This window comes from Holtiella tumoricola, assembly GCF_027857615.1.
Classification (GTDB): domain Bacteria; phylum Bacillota; class Clostridia; order Lachnospirales; family Cellulosilyticaceae; genus Holtiella; species Holtiella tumoricola.
In genome coordinates, this window is sequence record NZ_JAQIFT010000012.1 from 48,885 (window position 1) to 64,707 (window position 15,823).

The following is a 15,823-nucleotide window of genomic DNA, read 5'->3' on the forward strand; positions in this document are numbered from 1 at the left end:
ATGAAAAGGGATTTAAAAAAAGAATTTTATATAAGTTCAGGATGGATGATTCTATTTAGTTTTCTTATTTTATTTTGTGGGGAAGCACTACTCAGACAGAATTTCTTTGGGCTTTTTAAGTGGGTATATGACTATCCTAAAAGCTTTATTATAAATTGGATTTTAATTTTTAGTTTACTTATGATATTTTCCATAATGTTTAATAAGATAGGAACTAGTGTATTGATTGTAGGTGGAATCTATATGACACTATGTGTCATCTCTTTTTATAAGTTTGTCATTAGTGGAGAATATTTAGTACCGGCAGATTTAGCACTTGCAGGGGAAGCTGCGAGTATTAGTAAAGAGATGAATATACGAATAGAGCGAAATGTTGTAATAGGCGTACTTTTGTCTATCACTATCATTATTAGTGCATTTAAATGTAAATGGATTGAGTTAAAAAAAGGTTATCGCTTTGTTGGAACAATACTTTGTGCCCTTTTATTTTTTACAACAGCAATAGTAGGCGTTAAAGTGTGTCCTAGTGAGAAGGACATCAGCGTTCATTCCTCAGATCTTACAGTAAATGAGCAGTATAATGAAAATGGGTTTATAGTTGGCTTTACTCAAGAAATTATGGAACTTATGCTAGAGAAGCCAGAAGGTTACAGTGAAGAAGAGGTGCAAAGACTGCTGGCACCTTATCAAATGGGTACAGAAGAAGAAATGAAAGTTAAACCTAATATTATTATGATTATGAATGAATCGTTCTTTGATGTAACAAAGCTAGAAGAAGTAAGTTTTTCAGAGAATCCTTTAAGTAACTTTAAAGATTATCAAAATAGCTTTGCAAAAGGAAGTATTGCTACTTCTATATATGGTGGGCGTACGAGTCAAACAGAGTACGAGGTTCTTACAGGAGAATCTGTATATTTTACGGACCCAAGCAATATTGCATATAGTAAGTTTGTACATGAAGATACTCAAAGTATGGCAAAGTTACTTAAGGCAGAAGGCTATAAGACAGTTGCTTTACATGGATATGAGAAGAAGTTCTTTTCACGTGATGAAGCTTATCCAAACTTAGGGCTTGACCAGTTTATTGCAAGTGAGGATTTTGAAAATCCTAAGTTAGCAAGGGGCTATATCTCGGATGAAGCTTTAGTAGACAAAATTATAGATCTATATGAGCATAAAGATAATAATCCTTTGTTTTATCATGTTGTAACCATGCAAAATCATATGCCTTATAGTGATACCTATACAGCGAATAATATTACGGTATCCCATCCTAATTTATCAGATACACAGCTAAATAGTTTAACCAGTTATGTAAATAGCATAAAGGATTCAGATAAGGCATTGAAGCAGCTTATAGATTATTTTAGTCAAGTAGATGAACCAACGGTTATTGTTATGTACGGTGATCATTTACCAGCCTTAGATGAACAATATGAACTATATAAAGATAGTGATTTTATAGAAGGGAACTTTGATAAGGAAGACTGTGCAAAACTTTATCAAACACCTTTTGTAATATGGAATAATTACAATTTACCTCAGAAGGATTTTGGAACCATTGATGCAACGTATTTAGGGGGGCAAGTATTAGATTATATTGGTTATCATAAAGATGCCTATATGAACTACCTTTTAGATACGAGTAAGATATTAAAGGCTTATGGAGAGCATTTTGTTATTGATGGAAAAGGGCAGATTAAAACTTTAGAAGACTTAACAGAACAAGAAAAAATAACACTCAATAACTTATGGATGATTCAGTATAATAGACTTGGCATTGAAGAAAATTGATGATAAGCTAATAAAAGAATAAAAATAGACTACAGTAAGGAAGATGACACTGATGATGAAACAACTTGATACACTTAAATATACAAATGATGAAGTGATTTTTGTAAAAGCAAATGGTGAAGAATTAAAAATGCCAAACTTAACAGCTCTTACAAAATTATACTATCGAACAGATGATGCGGATCTTAAAGAACGTATTAAAGCTATTTTAGAGCATGATATTGCAAGTCTTTTAATCGCAGAGATTATGATAGATATGCAAAATGACCGTGTGCAAGAACGTCTTCAAACAGGGGAAATTAGCAAGAATATGGGGCATGTAGGGACATATAATATTATTCTTGAAAGCCATAGAGAACAGGCAGAAATACTTTTTAATGAACTTGTGGCAAAAGGTGAGTTATCTGGAACTTTTGAAGAGGTACTTTTTGCAACCTTCCCATGTGGTCTTGTAGTAGAAAGAGCTAAATTTCCTCAATATGAAAATAAAGAGTATGTGGTAGAAATTTTATAATAAGAATAGAATGTTAAAATTTGATAACATTCTATTAAACTAACTTAACAAAAATTTAAAGTGTGTTAAAATGAAAGATGTTCCTAAAAATGAACGCGTTTAAACCGGCAAGGAGGTTAGAATATATGCGAAAAATTTGGACATTATTCATGGCTGGCACACTTTTTTTTAGCCCAATTTATGTGCAAGCAGAAGAACTCGATCCAATCAAAGAAGTATTAGATAGTATAGAAACTAGTCAAGGGAAAGATGAAAACTTAGGTATCGTCATTGGTGAAGATGGCAATCCAATTGGTGATAATCCAGGTGTGCTACCAGAAAAAGATAAAGTAGAGGAGACACCTGTATTACCAGAAGGTACTCTAGAAGAAACAATACCTAAAGAAGAAACAGAAGTGGAAGGGGAAGTGTCAGAGGAAGTACCAGGAGAAACTGAACAGGTTATAGATCCTAATAAAGTATTACTTACTTTAGATAAGACAACAGTATGGTTGTATGGAGAAAAAAGAGAACTTCTTTTAGCACCTAAAGTTGTTGAAGGGCGTACTTATTTGCCACTTAGATTTGTAGGGGAAGAAATTTTACAAGCTCAAGTAGAGTGGTTGCCAGAAACACAAGAAGTACGTGTGACAAAAGATGGTAGAGAAGTTGTACTAAGCACAAAGGTAGCAAAGGCATTTGTAAATGGTGAAGAAGTAGCAATAGAAGCTATACCTATTGTAGAAAATGGTACAACACTTTTACCACTACGTTTCATGGCAGAGCAATTTGAACTTCTTATTGAATACGATGCACCAACACGTACAATTTCTATTGAAAAACCTATAGAAGTTCCCAATACTCCACCTATTGCACTATTTGAATTTGTATCAGAAAGTTATGTAGCAGGTCAAACTGTACAGACCATAGAATCAAGTTTTGATCCAGATGGACATAGAATTACAGAACGCCAGTGGATGATTGATGGGGATCAAACGAAAACAGCATCAAGTCTTGAAAAGATTTTTAAAACACCAAAACAAGGGTATTATGAAATTGCTTTAAAGGTTAGAGATGAGAGAGGTCTTTGGAGTGAATGGACAACAAAGACTATTATGATTTTACCAAATGAGGCTCCAGAAGTTGTAACATTTGATACTGTTAAGAGCCACTATAAGCAAGGTGAAGCAATTACTTTCGAGTATGAGTACGATAATGAAGAATGGGAAGATATTGTAGCTGAAAAATGGACTTATCGTAGTACAAAAGATCCAGCAAACAACTACTTATTTACAAAACCAACTGCCATTTACACAGAAGGCGAATACATAGTAACATTAGAATTAAAAGATGCATATGGAAATTGGAGTACAAAAGCACAAACAACAGTGGAAGTAACAGATGAAACGTTACAAACTGAGTTTGAAGCAATCTTTAAATCGGGTAATATAGGCAACACTATTGCAAACTTTGAAGGAACGAACTATCAAACCTATAAAGAAGCAGATGCAATGTACTTAGAAGATACTAAAGGATTACTTATGATGAGTAACTCTCCTGAAGTAGTGACACAAAAAGGACTTCTTTATGAAGATACTTTAATTGGAACAGGACGCGTTATGTTCCATCATATTAATAACTTTGACAGTACAGATAACCAATTAGATAAAAAACGTCTTGTTGTGATTGCAAAAAATAATACTGAAGCACCTGTAGCGGGAACAATTTCTAAACTTACAACAAAAGGTCCTTCTGATGATGTACTCTTTGTAGGACAGCAACTTCTTTTAAGTTATTTAGATAATAATTCAGTACAAAGCCTAAACTTAGAACCAGGTGCACAGCAAATTATTTATGATAGCCAAAATAAAAACTGGTTAAAAGGTCAAGCAATTTCCGGAATGTTTGATGTAGAATTAAGTGGTCCTGTAACCTTTACAGTAGCACTACTTGGACAAAATGATACAATTGAAAATATTCCACTTATGCCAAGACCAGATAGAGATGTACACCCAAGAGGAACATTTGGCATTTTAGATAAAAATATTATGATAGACCTAAGGGATGAAGAGGAAAACACAAAATTAGTTATTGGAAAAGATGCAACAGAATGGGTACAAGGCTATGATGCTTTACTTGGTACAGAGTCAGCTAATAGAGGTAACTTTGGTGTGAACTATCATGTTACAGTAACAGCTAAAGAGGATACAGCAGTTATTTTAAATCCTCGTGGTAATATGTTTAAAGGTGCGATCAAGTGGGAGAATGATAAAGCCTACTTAACACCAACTTCTGGCTATTTCCCAAGTTCTAATCGTGCTGCATTTGTAGGTGTAATTAAAGCAGGTGAAACAAGAACATTTACTTATATGTTACCAAATGGATCTTCTGCACCCGTACTCTTTGGCTTTATTCCAGAAAGTCAATGGGGAAAATAGATTATTTATAAAAAAGTTAAAAAGTCAGGATTTAAAATATCCATATAGAGAAATAGGATAATTAACATAAATAGCGGAAATAATAAAGAGAGCAAAAAGATTGGTAGAAATTACAATCTTTTTGCTCTCTTTTATTTTTATGAAATGGCACATAATAAGCCCAAAGGAGATGGTCGAATGAAAAAAATTACTTTAAGTCTATCTTATATTGTGATAGCTTTCTTAGTTGTCCTTGGGTGCAATCAGTTTATCCTAAATCATGAGATAGGACAAGTAAGTGAACAGGTTATGGAACAATTTGTGACTCAACCAGCAGAAAAAAATGAAGAGCATTCTACAGAACCCAATGTAGAAAAAGCAATTGGACAAATAAAAGATGAAACAATGGAACAACTTATTGAAGAGCCTCTCATTCCTAAACCTGATCCCGAAAAGAATCAATCAAAGGAACAAGTTCAAGAAAATGTAGATGAGGAAGAGAAAGTTGTATATTTAACTTTTGACGATGGTCCAACAGGAAAAGTGACAGAAAAAATATTAGATATATTGAAGGAACATGATGTCAAAGCAACTTTCTTCGTAGTAGGAAAAGAAATTATACAAAGGGAAGAAGTACTTAAACGTATTCACGAAGAAGGACATAGTATAGGACTTCATACTTATTCTCATAACTTAAAATCTATTTATGCTAGCGATGAAAATTTCTTAGCAGAAATGGAAAAGACAACAGACAAAATACATGAAGTACTTGGCGAGGATGTAAATCCAAAGATTATTCGTTTCCCAGGTGGTAGTTCAGGAAGACTTAGTGAAGGACTTTTAAATAAGCTACATGATGAAGAGTATAAAATTTATGATTGGAATGTAAGCTTAGAAGATGGTGTGAATCCAAATCTATCACCAAGTCAGATGGTTCAAAATGCAAAAAAATGTAGCCGTAATACAACAAAACGTATTATTCTAGCACATTGTAACTCAAATAATAAGAATACCTATAATGCACTTCCTGAAATTATTAATTATTATAAATCTCAAGGATATGTTTTTAAAGCTATTAATGAGCAGACACAGGAATTTTATTATCGTATTAAAACAAAAAAATAGTAGCTATGAAGAAGTAACTTACTCAATGCAAAAAGAGCTCTAAAACTAATATAAATTTAGTTTTAGAGCTCTTTTATTTATGTGTAGCAATAGATATGAACTATGTGATTGGTTTATTTAGAATGAGATTTAGCAAAAAAGTTAAGTAGTTTAATCATTATATAGATGATACCCATAACAATAAAGATACCACCCATACCACCCAACATAATCATAAAACCTTCTTGTAACATAGTACGCCTCCTATTGAAATTAAAGTAATAGAGCTAAAATCAGTCCTCCAGCAATAACAGAAGCAATCTGTCCAGCAACATTAGCACTTACAGCTTGCATAAGAACAAAGTTCTGAGGGTCTTCTTCTTTAGCGAGTTTTTGAATAGTACGAGATGACATAGGGAAAGCGGATATACCAGCTGCACCTACCATAGGATTAATCTTATCTTTTCTAAAAAGATTAATGAGTTTTACAAAAAGAACACCACCGATAGTATCGAAAACGAAAGCGATAAGTCCCATAGCAATAATAATGATTGTACTTGTCTTTAAGAAAGTATCTGCACGCATAGTAGAAGAAATAGCAAGACCGAGTAAAATGGTAACAATATTTACAAGCTCATTTTGAGCAGTTTGGCTTAGACGGTCTACGACACCACTTTCACGCATAAGATTTCCAAACATTAAGAAACCAATGAGTGGAATAGAGTGAGGCGCTATAAAACCAGCAACTAAGGTTACGATGATAGGAAATAATAATTTAGCACGTTTTGATATATGGCCAGACGTATAAGTCATACGTATACAACGTTCTTTTTTTGTTGTTACACACTTAATAGCTATAGGCTGAATAAGTGGTACAAGAGCCATATAAGAGTAAGCAGCTACAGAAATAGGACCTAGTAAGTTTGGAGCAAGTTTACTTGCAACGAATATAGAAGTAGGTCCATCAGCAGCACCAATAATACCAATAGAAGCAGCTTCGGGTAGAGAAAAACCAAAAAGTAATGCAATGATGAGTGTAAAGAAAATACCAAATTGAGCAGCAGCACCTAAAAAGAGCATAAAAGGCCGTTCAAGTAGAGGACCAAAATCGATCATTGCACCAATCCCTATAAAGATAAGTAAAGGAAAGAGTTCAGTGGCAATTCCATTGTTAAAGAGTAGATCTAAGATTCCTTCCATTGAGGTTCCTTCGGTAGCCTGTGTAATGGCACCCGAAAGAGGGATATTGACTAGAAGTACGCCAAAACCCATAGGGAGTAAAAGTGTAGGCTCGTATTTTTTTACAATAGCTAAATAGATGAGGAGAAAGCCGATGAGAATCATAAAGAAGTGACCAAAGGTGAACTGTTTAAAGCTTTCGTACAAGATTTCCATAATAACACCTGCCTAAGCGAAGGATAATTTATAGTTATATATATTAGATTGAAAGAATAAATAGTCCAAAACAGTAGAAGTTTGAAAGCGTTATTGATATAATAAAACAGTTTATATCGTACAACAACTGAGGAGGCAAGATGAATACAAAAATTAACAAGAATACTTCACTATTTATGCTAACATGGCCTATTATTGTAGAGCTATTATTGCAGATGCTTATTGGAAATGTGGATCAGATGATGATTAGTAGATATTCACAAACATCAGTAGCAGCTATTGGAAATGTCAATCAGATTATGACACTTCTTCTTATTACTTTTAACATCATTACTATGGCTACAACAATTTTAGTTTCACAATTTTTAGGTTCTAATAATAAGGAAAAAGTATCAGAGATTTATTCTTTAGCAACGTATACAAATCTCTTTTTTAGTATTGTTTTAGGAAGTATTATGATTATTTTCCATAAACCTATTTTTACACTCATGAATATGCCAGCTGAATTATATCAAGATGCAACCATTTATATTGTTATTGTGGGTGGGATGATTTTTTTACAAGGTGTATTTATGTCTTATGCGGCTATTTTTAGAAGTAATGGTCTTATGAAGCAAACTATGATTATTTCCATGATTATTAACATTATTAATGTAGTAGGGAACTTTATATTCTTAAATGGATTATTTGGTTTGCCACAAATGGGTGTAACAGGGGTTGCCATGTCAAGTGTTATCAGTAGATCCATAGGGCTTATTGTAGTTATGTGGTTATTTAGCAAAAAGTTAGATGCCAAGATAAGCATCAAATATTTAAGACCATTTCCTAAGGAAACTTTAGCAAGTTTATTAAAAATAGGTGTACCATCGGCAGGTGAGTCACTATCTTATGATATTGCGCAAATGTGTATTTTAGCATTTGTCAATACAATGGGTACATATGTTGTTGCAACAAGAGTTTATAGTACAATGATTACGAATATATCTTGTATCTATTCAGCGGCTATTTCATCGGCTGTACAAATTATTGTGGGGCACTTAATTGGAGCAGGAGATATTGATGATGCAGATGAATTAGTAATGAAAACCCTTAGGCCAACAGTATTTATCTCATTAGTAGTAGCCATTTTACTTTATCTAGGAAGTGATATTTTCTTTGGATTATTTACAAAGGATCCAGCTATGTTGGCATTGGGAAAACAGATTATGTTTATACAAATCTTTTTAGAAGTTGGAAGAACATTTAATTTAGTAATTATACGTTCGATGCAAGCAGCGGGAGATATCAAGTATCCGGTTATGATAGGGATACTATCAATGTGGGGTGTAGCGGCACTATTATCATATGTATTTGGTATTATTCTAGGTATGGGATTAGTAGGGGTATGGATTGCTATGGCCCTTGATGAGATTATAAGAGCCATTCTTGTTTATAGAAGATGGAAAAAAGGAACTTGGCGAGGACGTGCTTTGATATAGAAGGAATATTGTATAATATTCTTGAGATTAAAGGGGTTGCTATTGTTGTTTAATAGAATATACTTTATAATGAGATATTATATGATATATACTATAAATAGGAGAGGATGGTAATGAGTGAAGAGAGAGAATAATGTTGGACTTTATATAGGTCTATTATTAGTATTAAGTGGTATTGTAGCTTTTCTTGACTTAAATGATTTATTACCAAGAGAATATCTAAGTGATTATATAAGTTTAATTATAGGAGTCGTAATATTTGTAGCTTATTTTAGAAATAAAAGATTCTCAACTTTAATGGTAGCAAGTTTCTTCATTTTTAATGGAATCCTACTCATTGCTGATAAATATATTCAAGGATGGAATTATTTTTCAGGCGTTTTTATTATACCAGGACTTATGTTTATGGTAGCATTTATCGTTAAAAGAATGTCTTCATTTTTAATCCCAGGAGCGCTTTTAACTTCATGGGGAATCTTTATCTTTCTTATTTCTGCAGATGTGATTTCTGGATTTAGCATGATTTTAGGAATGGGCTTTGTCTTTACTGCACTTGCATTCTTTATTATATTTCTTATTGAACAAGAGGTATGGGCTGGTATTCCTAGCTTAGTTTTAGGTATTGTAGGAATTATCATTATTACTATGGGGCTAGGAGAAGTAGCAAGACTTATACTTTTTAATATTACAGCAATTATTGTGGTACTTATTGGGCTTATTCTTATTGCAAGAAGTTTTATTAAAACGAAAAAGTCACACGATGAGGAGGACCATTAATGTCAGTAGTGGGGACAGTTGATAAGCTAGAAAGAGGATTTGCGATTGTAACGATGGAAAGACAAGATATGTGTGGTGAATGTCATGCATGTGAACTGATGGGTGAAACTAAGAAATGTACCCTTAAATGTGTTAATTCGTGCCATAGTAAGATAGGGGATAAGGTAGAAGTAGATGTAGCTAAAGCATCCTTTTTAAAAGCGACTCTTATTATGTATGGCTTACCTCTTTTAGGACTTTTACTAGGAATAGGAATGGGATATTTTATATCGGAACTAGCCTCTCTTGTTTTAGGGATCATCTGTATGGGACTAATTTATGCAGGTGTAAAATGGGGAGATAAAAAGAATAAATACAACAAAATGCTCCCAGCAGCGGTACGTGTTTTGAAATAGATTATAAAAAAGAGCTGTTATGTATAACAGCTCTTTTAAGAATCAAAAGTATTACCAGTATTCATAAAGGCCTCAGATAAAGAATGGAGGTCTTTTTTTGTTGCAGTAAAGCTAGGTGGTGTAGATGATGAAGTAGGCATAATATCAGATAAAGAAGGTAGTGTATTTAAAGGTGTTATTGGTGCTTCTGGTGTAAAGGGTATAGGGGTTTGGCTAAAGGCATTCATAAAATTAGGTTGTACTTGAGAAGATGTATTTAAAGTTGTATCTATAGGACTAGAAGGAGGCGGCAAAACAGATGCAACGGATTGGGTTCTCTTAAAGTTAATGCCTTCTAAAAATAATGCAAGTTCATCTTTATTAACTAAGTCAGGATGAATATTGCGGATATCTAAGTCAGCGATCGTAGATAATCTTAAGGTGTTAGAAAGGCTCGCATAGATAACAGAGGCATCTAGGTCTTCATGAAGCGAATCAATATAAGTGTAAGCGTTGATATGATTTTGTAAGCTACTTGAGATAGGACTGCTAAAAGTTTGATTTTCAGGCAGAGCAAGGAGTGTATAATAGTGGTTATTTGACTCATAATGTATCCATAAAGTATCTAAATAGCTAAGGAGAACTGGATTATTAGCATTATCTGGAAGCTGCACAGGGAGATTTTCTCCAGTACTTAAATTAGTAAGATAGAAGTTTGCATGTCCATATTGGTCTGCTTTGTAAAGAAGATAAAGTGCATTTTGATGTTTACACATATTCCAATCAATAATAGGAATAGGTGAACGGACCAGAGTTGTAACACTTTTTTCTTGATTTGTAAAAGAGAGCATGTTTAGACAGTAACTTTCTTCGAAGTTAGGGTATAGAATATAAAGGGTAGAATTTATCTTGTAATAAGTTAGAGATGTTCTAAGTGGTAAGGAAGTTACTAAATTTTCAAGTGTAGGTGAAGTAGATGAAAGTGTTTGATGAACTAATGAACGATGGAGTCCATTAGGGTGGATAACGGTATAAAATAGATGTGGTTCATTTTCCAACCATTGAATTGAGAGATTTTCAAATAAGTACATAGACCTGCTATCTTCTAAAACTACACGTTTACTAGGAGCAGTAGGAGAAAAACAGTAATAAGTAACTTGGCGATTTGTACCTTCTACTGCTACATGTAGTACATCTTGTGGATCTAGGGCAACACTATAAGCCAAGCAAGAGTTTGGGTAGATCATTACAGGTCGTTGAAAACCGTCTTTATTGTAAAGTTGATAAAAGACTCCTTGTTTAGGCTTTTCATCTACAATAATAAAACCATCAGAAATACGTAATAAAAAGGGCATAGAGATACCTCCTATTGAGTACTTAATATAATCATATTTATTTAAAAATTAATTTATACATAAATGTCACCCTTTTACTAGAATTTCCATATTATAGTATTGAAAACGACATTTTATGATGCACCTTAGCAAACATGTAGGAGGTTTGAATTTTATGAGCAAATGTTCAAATACAGACACAAGATTTTTCAAAACACCTAATGCAGGTATTTGTGATATATGTCATCCATGTGAAACAACAACTAAACTTGAAGCAACTGCAATGTGTCCACCAATTGGTGAACCAAAATGTATTTTAAGATAACGATATTAGATATAAAAAATTGTAATTAAGGTATCTTCCTGTTTATTATAAATAATAGATTTTATAAAAGCTTTAAGAACTATGTTTTTAGACATAACACTTATGCTATCATCTTTTACAGCTTCAATCGCTGTTACAAGTTTATCTTTAAATTCAGCAACTTTTTGAGGATTAATATGGTTATTACTATAATTATTAATTAAATTTGTTATTTCGATTATTTCTTTTTGAAACATTTCTTTATTTGCTTTATATTCTTCAAGTGTATCTATATCGTCTAAATATGCCTTTTTAGCACGTTCTAATTTCTGATTTAGTTTACTCAATTGAGTTTTATAAAGTGCGATTTCATCATCTTTATTCTCATATTCTATATTTAGTCCTTCTAGAGACCAAGTTTCATTTACAATGTCTAATGTAGCTGTTAATGTTTTAATAATATGGTTTTCAACATCTTTAATTTTTATATAGTTGCTTGTATTACATGATCCTATTTTATACTTACCACATTGATATCCGTCAGCATTTCTTATACTTCCATCTTTTCGTTTGAATCGAGCTGTTTTATAAACTAATGTTCCGTTGCAGTCAGAACATCTAAGAATACCGCCTAACCAATGAATATACTCCGTACTTCGTGGTTTTACATCTTTATGCCATGTTCCTAAAACTTTTTGGGCTTCATCCCAAGTTTGTTGAGAAACAATAGGTTCATGTGTGTTTTCTACGGTTATCCATTCGCTTTCAGGTTTTATAACTATTCTAGAGCCTTGACAATGTGTATAGTTCCAACGTGTGATTCCGAGATAAACAGGATTTTGAATTATATATTTTATTCTTCGTGATTCAAAAGGACTACCTGTTTTACTCTTAATACCTAACATATTTAAATGTTTAGCTATTGAGCCTATAGATTGCCCATTTATACACATATCATATATTTTTTTTATGATTTCAGCCTCTTCTTTGTTGACAACTCTTTTATTATCGATAATATCATAACCTAGAATAGGTTTTGATTGCACACCACCCCTGCGAGCTTTTTCTGTCATTCCCTTTATAACTTCATCTGATAAGTTAAGAGAGTAGTACTCAGCCATAGCCTCTAACATAGCTTCGAGTATGACACTGAATTTATCATCTTCTAGTTGTTCTGTTACAGATATAACCTTTATTCCACATTCTTTACGAAGGAGACTTTTGTATACTACGGAGTCTTCTCTAGAACGTGCGAAACGATCAAATTTATGGACTAGAATAGCATCAAAGGGTTTTGGTTTTTTCTTAGCAGTAGCTATCATATTTTGAAAAGCGGGTCTCTTTTGAGCAGAAGTTCCAGTTATTCCTTCATCTATAAATATATAATGTTCATCTATTTGATAATTATTTTTCTTTGCATATTCGATTAATGCTCGTTTTTGAGCATCTGGTGAAAACTCTAATTGGTCATCTGTACTAACACGAATATATAACGCTGCTATCATTTAAATCACTCCTTATAATAAAATATAATATTGGGGTTAAATTATAAATATACTTACTTGAAAATTTAAATAGTAAAATATATAATAAAGACAGAAAATAGAACATAAGTTCGTATAAAAATTTAGAGGTGATGCTATTGAAAGAAGAGTTAATTAAGTTTATAGAGACAATAGGAAATGAAAAAATTATAAAATTAATATATGATTTTGCACTTGGTGTAAGTAATATTAAAGGGCCTGCTAGATAGCAGAGCCCTTTAGTGATTTTACCATTTGTGCAATATGAATCAACTGCTCATCAGTAAGCTCTGTTAATAAAAGCAGGGCTTTTTTTACGTCTGGATTTTCTATAGAGGATAATTTCCCAAATGCATAAGCTAATGAACCATCAAGATCATTAGTTTTAAACATTTCACCTTCTCCTGTACGGAGCCAATCTTCATTTACACCAAATTCTAAACATATTAGCTTTATGAAATGTTCTTTAGCATCTACAAGTTGTAGTTCTATATTTTTTATAACATCCCTACTGACACCAACTCTTTCTCCAAATGCTTTTTGAGATAAGTTTAATTCTTTTCTAAGCTGTTTTATTCGTTCGCGAATATCATTCAAGGTTAATACCTCCTTCCAATATAATAATATCCATATAAAATGTACAAGTCAACCCAAAAGTAAAAATAAAAATCCTAAATATGTGTTGACAAGTACAAAATATTGGTTTAATATGTACCTATCAACCCGAACGGATCGAGTTGGGTGGATTAATACTAAAGTAAAGGAGGGTGGATATGGAGTGTCAAGTTATTCAGAAGCAAATGGAGTATATCAAAGAATTAGAAAGAAAAATCGCAATCCTTGCACCTAAGGAACAAGAGAAAGACTGGAGTTCTATTCGCAATACTGTGATTGAAAGAGCAGAAAAATTAATGAACAGCAACACTGTCAAGGGATATGCTCTTACACAAAATATTACAAGTATTATTAATAAAACACTTGATATAAAAACTATAGTAGCTGTAAAAGGTGAACAAGTAGATATAGTGTTAGATATTGCTAACAGAATTATGGATATAGTAGAGGAGTACATAGAGAAAGGCGGTGAATAATATGGTACTAAACAGACAAACAGCCATAGAAGAAATTATAAAAGGTGTTTTTGATTTAACAGAATTACAGGCTGTTCGTTTAGCAGGAACGATTGAAGGAATGGTTACAACAAATAACTTACAAAAAGTAAGAAGAAAAAAGGAGGAAGAACAAAATGCCAAAGAATGCATTAGTTAAAAAAGAAAATTTACATAGACCAGTAATGTTTAAGGGACAAACAGTAATTACTACAAAAGATTTAGCAAGTGCATATGAAGCAACAGAGCAACATATTCAACAAAATTTCAATAATAATCAAGATAAATTTGAGAAAGGAAAGCATTACATTTTATTGCAGGGTAGTGATTTGAAAGAGTTTAAAAGGCAATTCGATGATATCGAAGTGGCTTTAGGAATAAGTAAATATGCTTCACAACTCTATCTTTGGACAGAACGAGGGGCGAGTCGTCATTGTAAAATCCTAGATACAGACAAAGCATGGGAACAATTTGATTACTTAGAGGAAGTTTACTTTAAGGTTAAGGAGCAAACCCTAGACATCAACAAAACTCTAGCAGAATTCAAGGGACAAATAATAGGCTTAGTAGACGAGCAAATAGGAAATGCAATCAAGCAGGTAGAAAAGAAGTGTTCTGAATACTACAAGCCATCTTGTGCAGATAAATCAAGTATTAGTAGTTACATAAAGAAACGTTTAGATATTACTAAAGCTAATGAAGAGTACGAACTTGTTAAAGAGCGTGTACTTATTAGATTAGGTGCTAGTAAATGGGAAGATGTAGATGTAGAAACACTAAGGAACTCTATGGATATTATTGACGAGAGTATTCGAGTGTTAAAGATGGAAAGACCTTATGAGCAGACAAGCTTATTTGATAAGAAAGGAGCATAGGACAAAATGTGACTTGAATATATTGCTATGGGGGTGATGATATGAAATATATCTTTTTATTAGAAGTAGACAATAAAATAAAGCCTTTTGAAGAAGCTACCCCGCAAGAACTTGAAGTCCTAAATAATAAGGTCAAAAAAGCATTTGAAACTCATATGGGACTTAAACACATAGGTAAAAAGGAAAAAACTACTTAAGGTAATACAAACATACTTAGATGTACAAAAGAAAAAATATTTCATGCAGAAAGTAGTAGTGGTATTAGTAGATGATAATTTCATCTACATAAAAATAGTGGACAAGCTAATGGAGGAACAACAAAATGCCAAAGAATGCATTAATTAAAGTACAAGGAACACAACAATTTATGGGAAAAGAAATTCCCGTAGTATTGGGTGGATTTGGTGAAAACTGTAAGGTGATGTTAGCCAAAACTATTGCTGAAATTCACAAAATGAATGTTGGTAATATCAATCAACGAATAAATGAAAATCGCCATAGATTTAAAGATGATGTAGATATAATTGATTTGAAAATTGGCTATACGTCAGACGTATTGCTGAATTTAGGATTTAATCAATCGCAAATCAATGCCAGTAAAAACATCTATCTCCTATCAGAAAGAGGATACGCAAAGCTAATCAAAATTATGGACACAGATCTAGCTTGGGAGGTACATGACCAATTAATGGATGAATATTTCCACCTAAGAGAAGAAAAGCAACAGCAAACACTTCCACAAGACCTAAGCCCGCAACTTCAATTCCTAATTAACATGGAACTGGAGCAAAAGAAAATGCAACAACAACTTAACCAAGTAAATAGCCATGCATTAGAAGCTAAGGC

The 15,823-nt window shown here is 32.7% G+C and carries 18 protein-coding genes; 13 read left to right on the top strand and 5 right to left on the bottom strand.

Translation table 11 applies throughout. The features are described 5' to 3' along the window. The 4 genes from PBV87_RS02535 (at position 1) to PBV87_RS02550 (ending at position 5,829) form a co-directional block, all read left to right on the top strand. Positions 1-1,794: an LTA synthase family protein gene (locus tag PBV87_RS02535; RefSeq protein WP_271011032.1), complete on the top strand. Its 1,794-nt coding sequence runs from the start codon at positions 1-3 to the stop codon at positions 1,792-1,794. 52 nt (positions 1,795-1,846) lie between these two features. Beyond that, positions 1,847-2,308: a hypothetical protein gene (locus PBV87_RS02540; protein WP_271011033.1), complete on the top strand. Its 462-nt coding sequence runs from the start codon at positions 1,847-1,849 to the stop codon at positions 2,306-2,308. A 125-nt stretch (positions 2,309-2,433) separates the two neighbouring features. After that, on the top strand, positions 2,434-4,725 hold the full coding sequence (locus PBV87_RS02545) for a copper amine oxidase N-terminal domain-containing protein (RefSeq protein WP_271011034.1): 2,292 nt from the start codon (positions 2,434-2,436) through the stop codon (positions 4,723-4,725). Positions 4,726-4,902: 177 nt separating this feature from the next. Further along, a complete protein-coding gene (locus PBV87_RS02550) occupies positions 4,903-5,829 on the top strand; it encodes a polysaccharide deacetylase family protein (protein ID WP_242847697.1) in 927 nt (308 codons plus the stop codon). A gap of 113 nt (positions 5,830-5,942) precedes the next feature. On the opposite strand, the gene PBV87_RS02555 is transcribed toward PBV87_RS02550, so the two are convergent. Further along, entirely contained in the window at positions 5,943-6,062 is a 120-nt protein-coding gene (locus PBV87_RS02555; RefSeq protein ID WP_198524947.1) for an OadG-related small transporter subunit, read from the bottom strand. Positions 6,063-6,081: 19 nt separating this feature from the next. Continuing rightward, on the bottom strand, positions 6,082-7,203 hold the full coding sequence (locus PBV87_RS02560) for a sodium ion-translocating decarboxylase subunit beta (RefSeq protein WP_053985818.1): 1,122 nt from the start codon (positions 7,201-7,203) through the stop codon (positions 6,082-6,084). 140 nt (positions 7,204-7,343) lie between these two features. Between PBV87_RS02560 and PBV87_RS02565 the strand changes: the two genes are divergently transcribed. From PBV87_RS02565 to PBV87_RS02575, 3 genes are all read left to right on the top strand, one after another. Further along, the gene (locus PBV87_RS02565) at positions 7,344-8,681 is read left to right on the top strand and encodes an MATE family efflux transporter (RefSeq protein WP_271011035.1); all 1,338 of its coding nucleotides are present in this window, start codon (positions 7,344-7,346) and stop codon (positions 8,679-8,681) included. Positions 8,682-8,798: 117 nt separating this feature from the next. Then, complete coding sequence (locus tag PBV87_RS02570) at positions 8,799-9,458, top strand: hypothetical protein (protein WP_271011036.1); 660 nt, start codon at positions 8,799-8,801, stop codon at positions 9,456-9,458. Further along, positions 9,458-9,853, top strand: a complete 396-nt coding sequence (locus PBV87_RS02575; RefSeq protein WP_271011037.1) for a SoxR reducing system RseC family protein — start codon at positions 9,458-9,460, stop codon at positions 9,851-9,853. The genes PBV87_RS02570 and PBV87_RS02575 overlap by 1 nt, the downstream gene beginning before the upstream one ends. A 35-nt stretch (positions 9,854-9,888) precedes the next feature. Here PBV87_RS02575 and PBV87_RS02580 read toward each other — a convergent pair whose 3' ends face one another. Continuing rightward, positions 9,889-11,187 (bottom strand): hypothetical protein, encoded by a 1,299-nt coding sequence (locus tag PBV87_RS02580; protein ID WP_271011038.1) that lies wholly within the window; start codon positions 11,185-11,187, stop codon positions 9,889-9,891. 154 nt (positions 11,188-11,341) lie between these two features. Here PBV87_RS02580 and PBV87_RS02585 point away from each other — a divergent pair, with 154 nt between their 5' ends. Then, positions 11,342-11,491: a hypothetical protein gene (locus PBV87_RS02585; RefSeq protein ID WP_271011039.1), complete on the top strand. Its 150-nt coding sequence runs from the start codon at positions 11,342-11,344 to the stop codon at positions 11,489-11,491. A gap of 5 nt (positions 11,492-11,496) precedes the next feature. Here the strand turns inward: PBV87_RS02585 and PBV87_RS02590 are convergent, their stop codons facing one another. Together PBV87_RS02590 and PBV87_RS02595 are read right to left on the bottom strand one after the other, a co-directional pair. Then, a complete protein-coding gene (locus PBV87_RS02590; protein ID WP_271011040.1) occupies positions 11,497-12,975 on the bottom strand; it encodes a recombinase family protein in 1,479 nt (492 codons plus the stop codon). A 240-nt stretch (positions 12,976-13,215) separates the two neighbouring features. Continuing rightward, on the bottom strand, positions 13,216-13,590 hold the full coding sequence (locus PBV87_RS02595; protein WP_271011041.1) for a helix-turn-helix domain-containing protein: 375 nt from the start codon (positions 13,588-13,590) through the stop codon (positions 13,216-13,218). A gap of 176 nt (positions 13,591-13,766) precedes the next feature. Between PBV87_RS02595 and PBV87_RS02600 the strand changes: the two genes are divergently transcribed. The 5 genes from PBV87_RS02600 to PBV87_RS02620 all read left to right on the top strand — a co-directional run. After that, positions 13,767-14,084: a hypothetical protein gene (locus PBV87_RS02600; protein ID WP_271011042.1), complete on the top strand. Its 318-nt coding sequence runs from the start codon at positions 13,767-13,769 to the stop codon at positions 14,082-14,084. Between the two features lies 1 nt (position 14,085). Further along, positions 14,086-14,262, top strand: a complete 177-nt coding sequence (locus PBV87_RS02605; protein WP_271011043.1) for a hypothetical protein — start codon at positions 14,086-14,088, stop codon at positions 14,260-14,262. Beyond that, a complete protein-coding gene (locus PBV87_RS02610; protein ID WP_271011044.1) occupies positions 14,240-14,977 on the top strand; it encodes an ORF6N domain-containing protein in 738 nt (245 codons plus the stop codon). The genes PBV87_RS02605 and PBV87_RS02610 overlap by 23 nt, the downstream gene beginning before the upstream one ends. Positions 14,978-15,018: 41 nt before the next feature. Next, positions 15,019-15,174, top strand: a complete 156-nt coding sequence (locus PBV87_RS02615; protein WP_271011045.1) for a hypothetical protein — start codon at positions 15,019-15,021, stop codon at positions 15,172-15,174. A 125-nt stretch (positions 15,175-15,299) separates the two neighbouring features. Further along, positions 15,300-15,823: ORF6N domain-containing protein (locus tag PBV87_RS02620; protein ID WP_271011046.1), on the top strand; the 524-nt coding region annotated here is incomplete at its 3' end.

Excerpts from the sequence above, each read along its gene's own strand:
- PBV87_RS02540 (WP_271011033.1), top strand. The coding sequence starts at position 1,847 with ATGATGAAACAACTTGATACACTTAAATATACAAATGATGAAGTGATT.
- PBV87_RS02545 (WP_271011034.1), top strand. The coding sequence starts at position 2,434 with ATGCGAAAAATTTGGACATTATTCATGGCTGGCACACTTTTTTTTAGC.
- PBV87_RS02560 (WP_053985818.1), bottom strand. The coding sequence starts at position 7,203 with ATGGAAATCTTGTACGAAAGCTTTAAACAGTTCACCTTTGGTCACTTC.
- PBV87_RS02555 (WP_198524947.1), bottom strand. The coding sequence starts at position 6,062 with ATGTTACAAGAAGGTTTTATGATTATGTTGGGTGGTATGGGTGGTATC.
- PBV87_RS02605 (WP_271011043.1), top strand. The coding sequence starts at position 14,086 with ATGGTACTAAACAGACAAACAGCCATAGAAGAAATTATAAAAGGTGTT.
- PBV87_RS02550 (WP_242847697.1), top strand. The coding sequence starts at position 4,903 with ATGAAAAAAATTACTTTAAGTCTATCTTATATTGTGATAGCTTTCTTA.
- PBV87_RS02615 (WP_271011045.1), top strand. The coding sequence starts at position 15,019 with ATGAAATATATCTTTTTATTAGAAGTAGACAATAAAATAAAGCCTTTT.
- PBV87_RS02575 (WP_271011037.1), top strand. The coding sequence starts at position 9,458 with ATGTCAGTAGTGGGGACAGTTGATAAGCTAGAAAGAGGATTTGCGATT.
- PBV87_RS02585 (WP_271011039.1), top strand. The coding sequence starts at position 11,342 with ATGAGCAAATGTTCAAATACAGACACAAGATTTTTCAAAACACCTAAT.
- PBV87_RS02610 (WP_271011044.1), top strand. The coding sequence starts at position 14,240 with ATGCCAAAGAATGCATTAGTTAAAAAAGAAAATTTACATAGACCAGTA.
- PBV87_RS02590 (WP_271011040.1), bottom strand. The coding sequence starts at position 12,975 with ATGATAGCAGCGTTATATATTCGTGTTAGTACAGATGACCAATTAGAG.
- PBV87_RS02580 (WP_271011038.1), bottom strand. The coding sequence starts at position 11,187 with ATGCCCTTTTTATTACGTATTTCTGATGGTTTTATTATTGTAGATGAA.
- PBV87_RS02565 (WP_271011035.1), top strand. The coding sequence starts at position 7,344 with ATGAATACAAAAATTAACAAGAATACTTCACTATTTATGCTAACATGG.
- PBV87_RS02600 (WP_271011042.1), top strand. The coding sequence starts at position 13,767 with ATGGAGTGTCAAGTTATTCAGAAGCAAATGGAGTATATCAAAGAATTA.
- PBV87_RS02535 (WP_271011032.1), top strand. The coding sequence starts at position 1 with ATGAAAAGGGATTTAAAAAAAGAATTTTATATAAGTTCAGGATGGATG.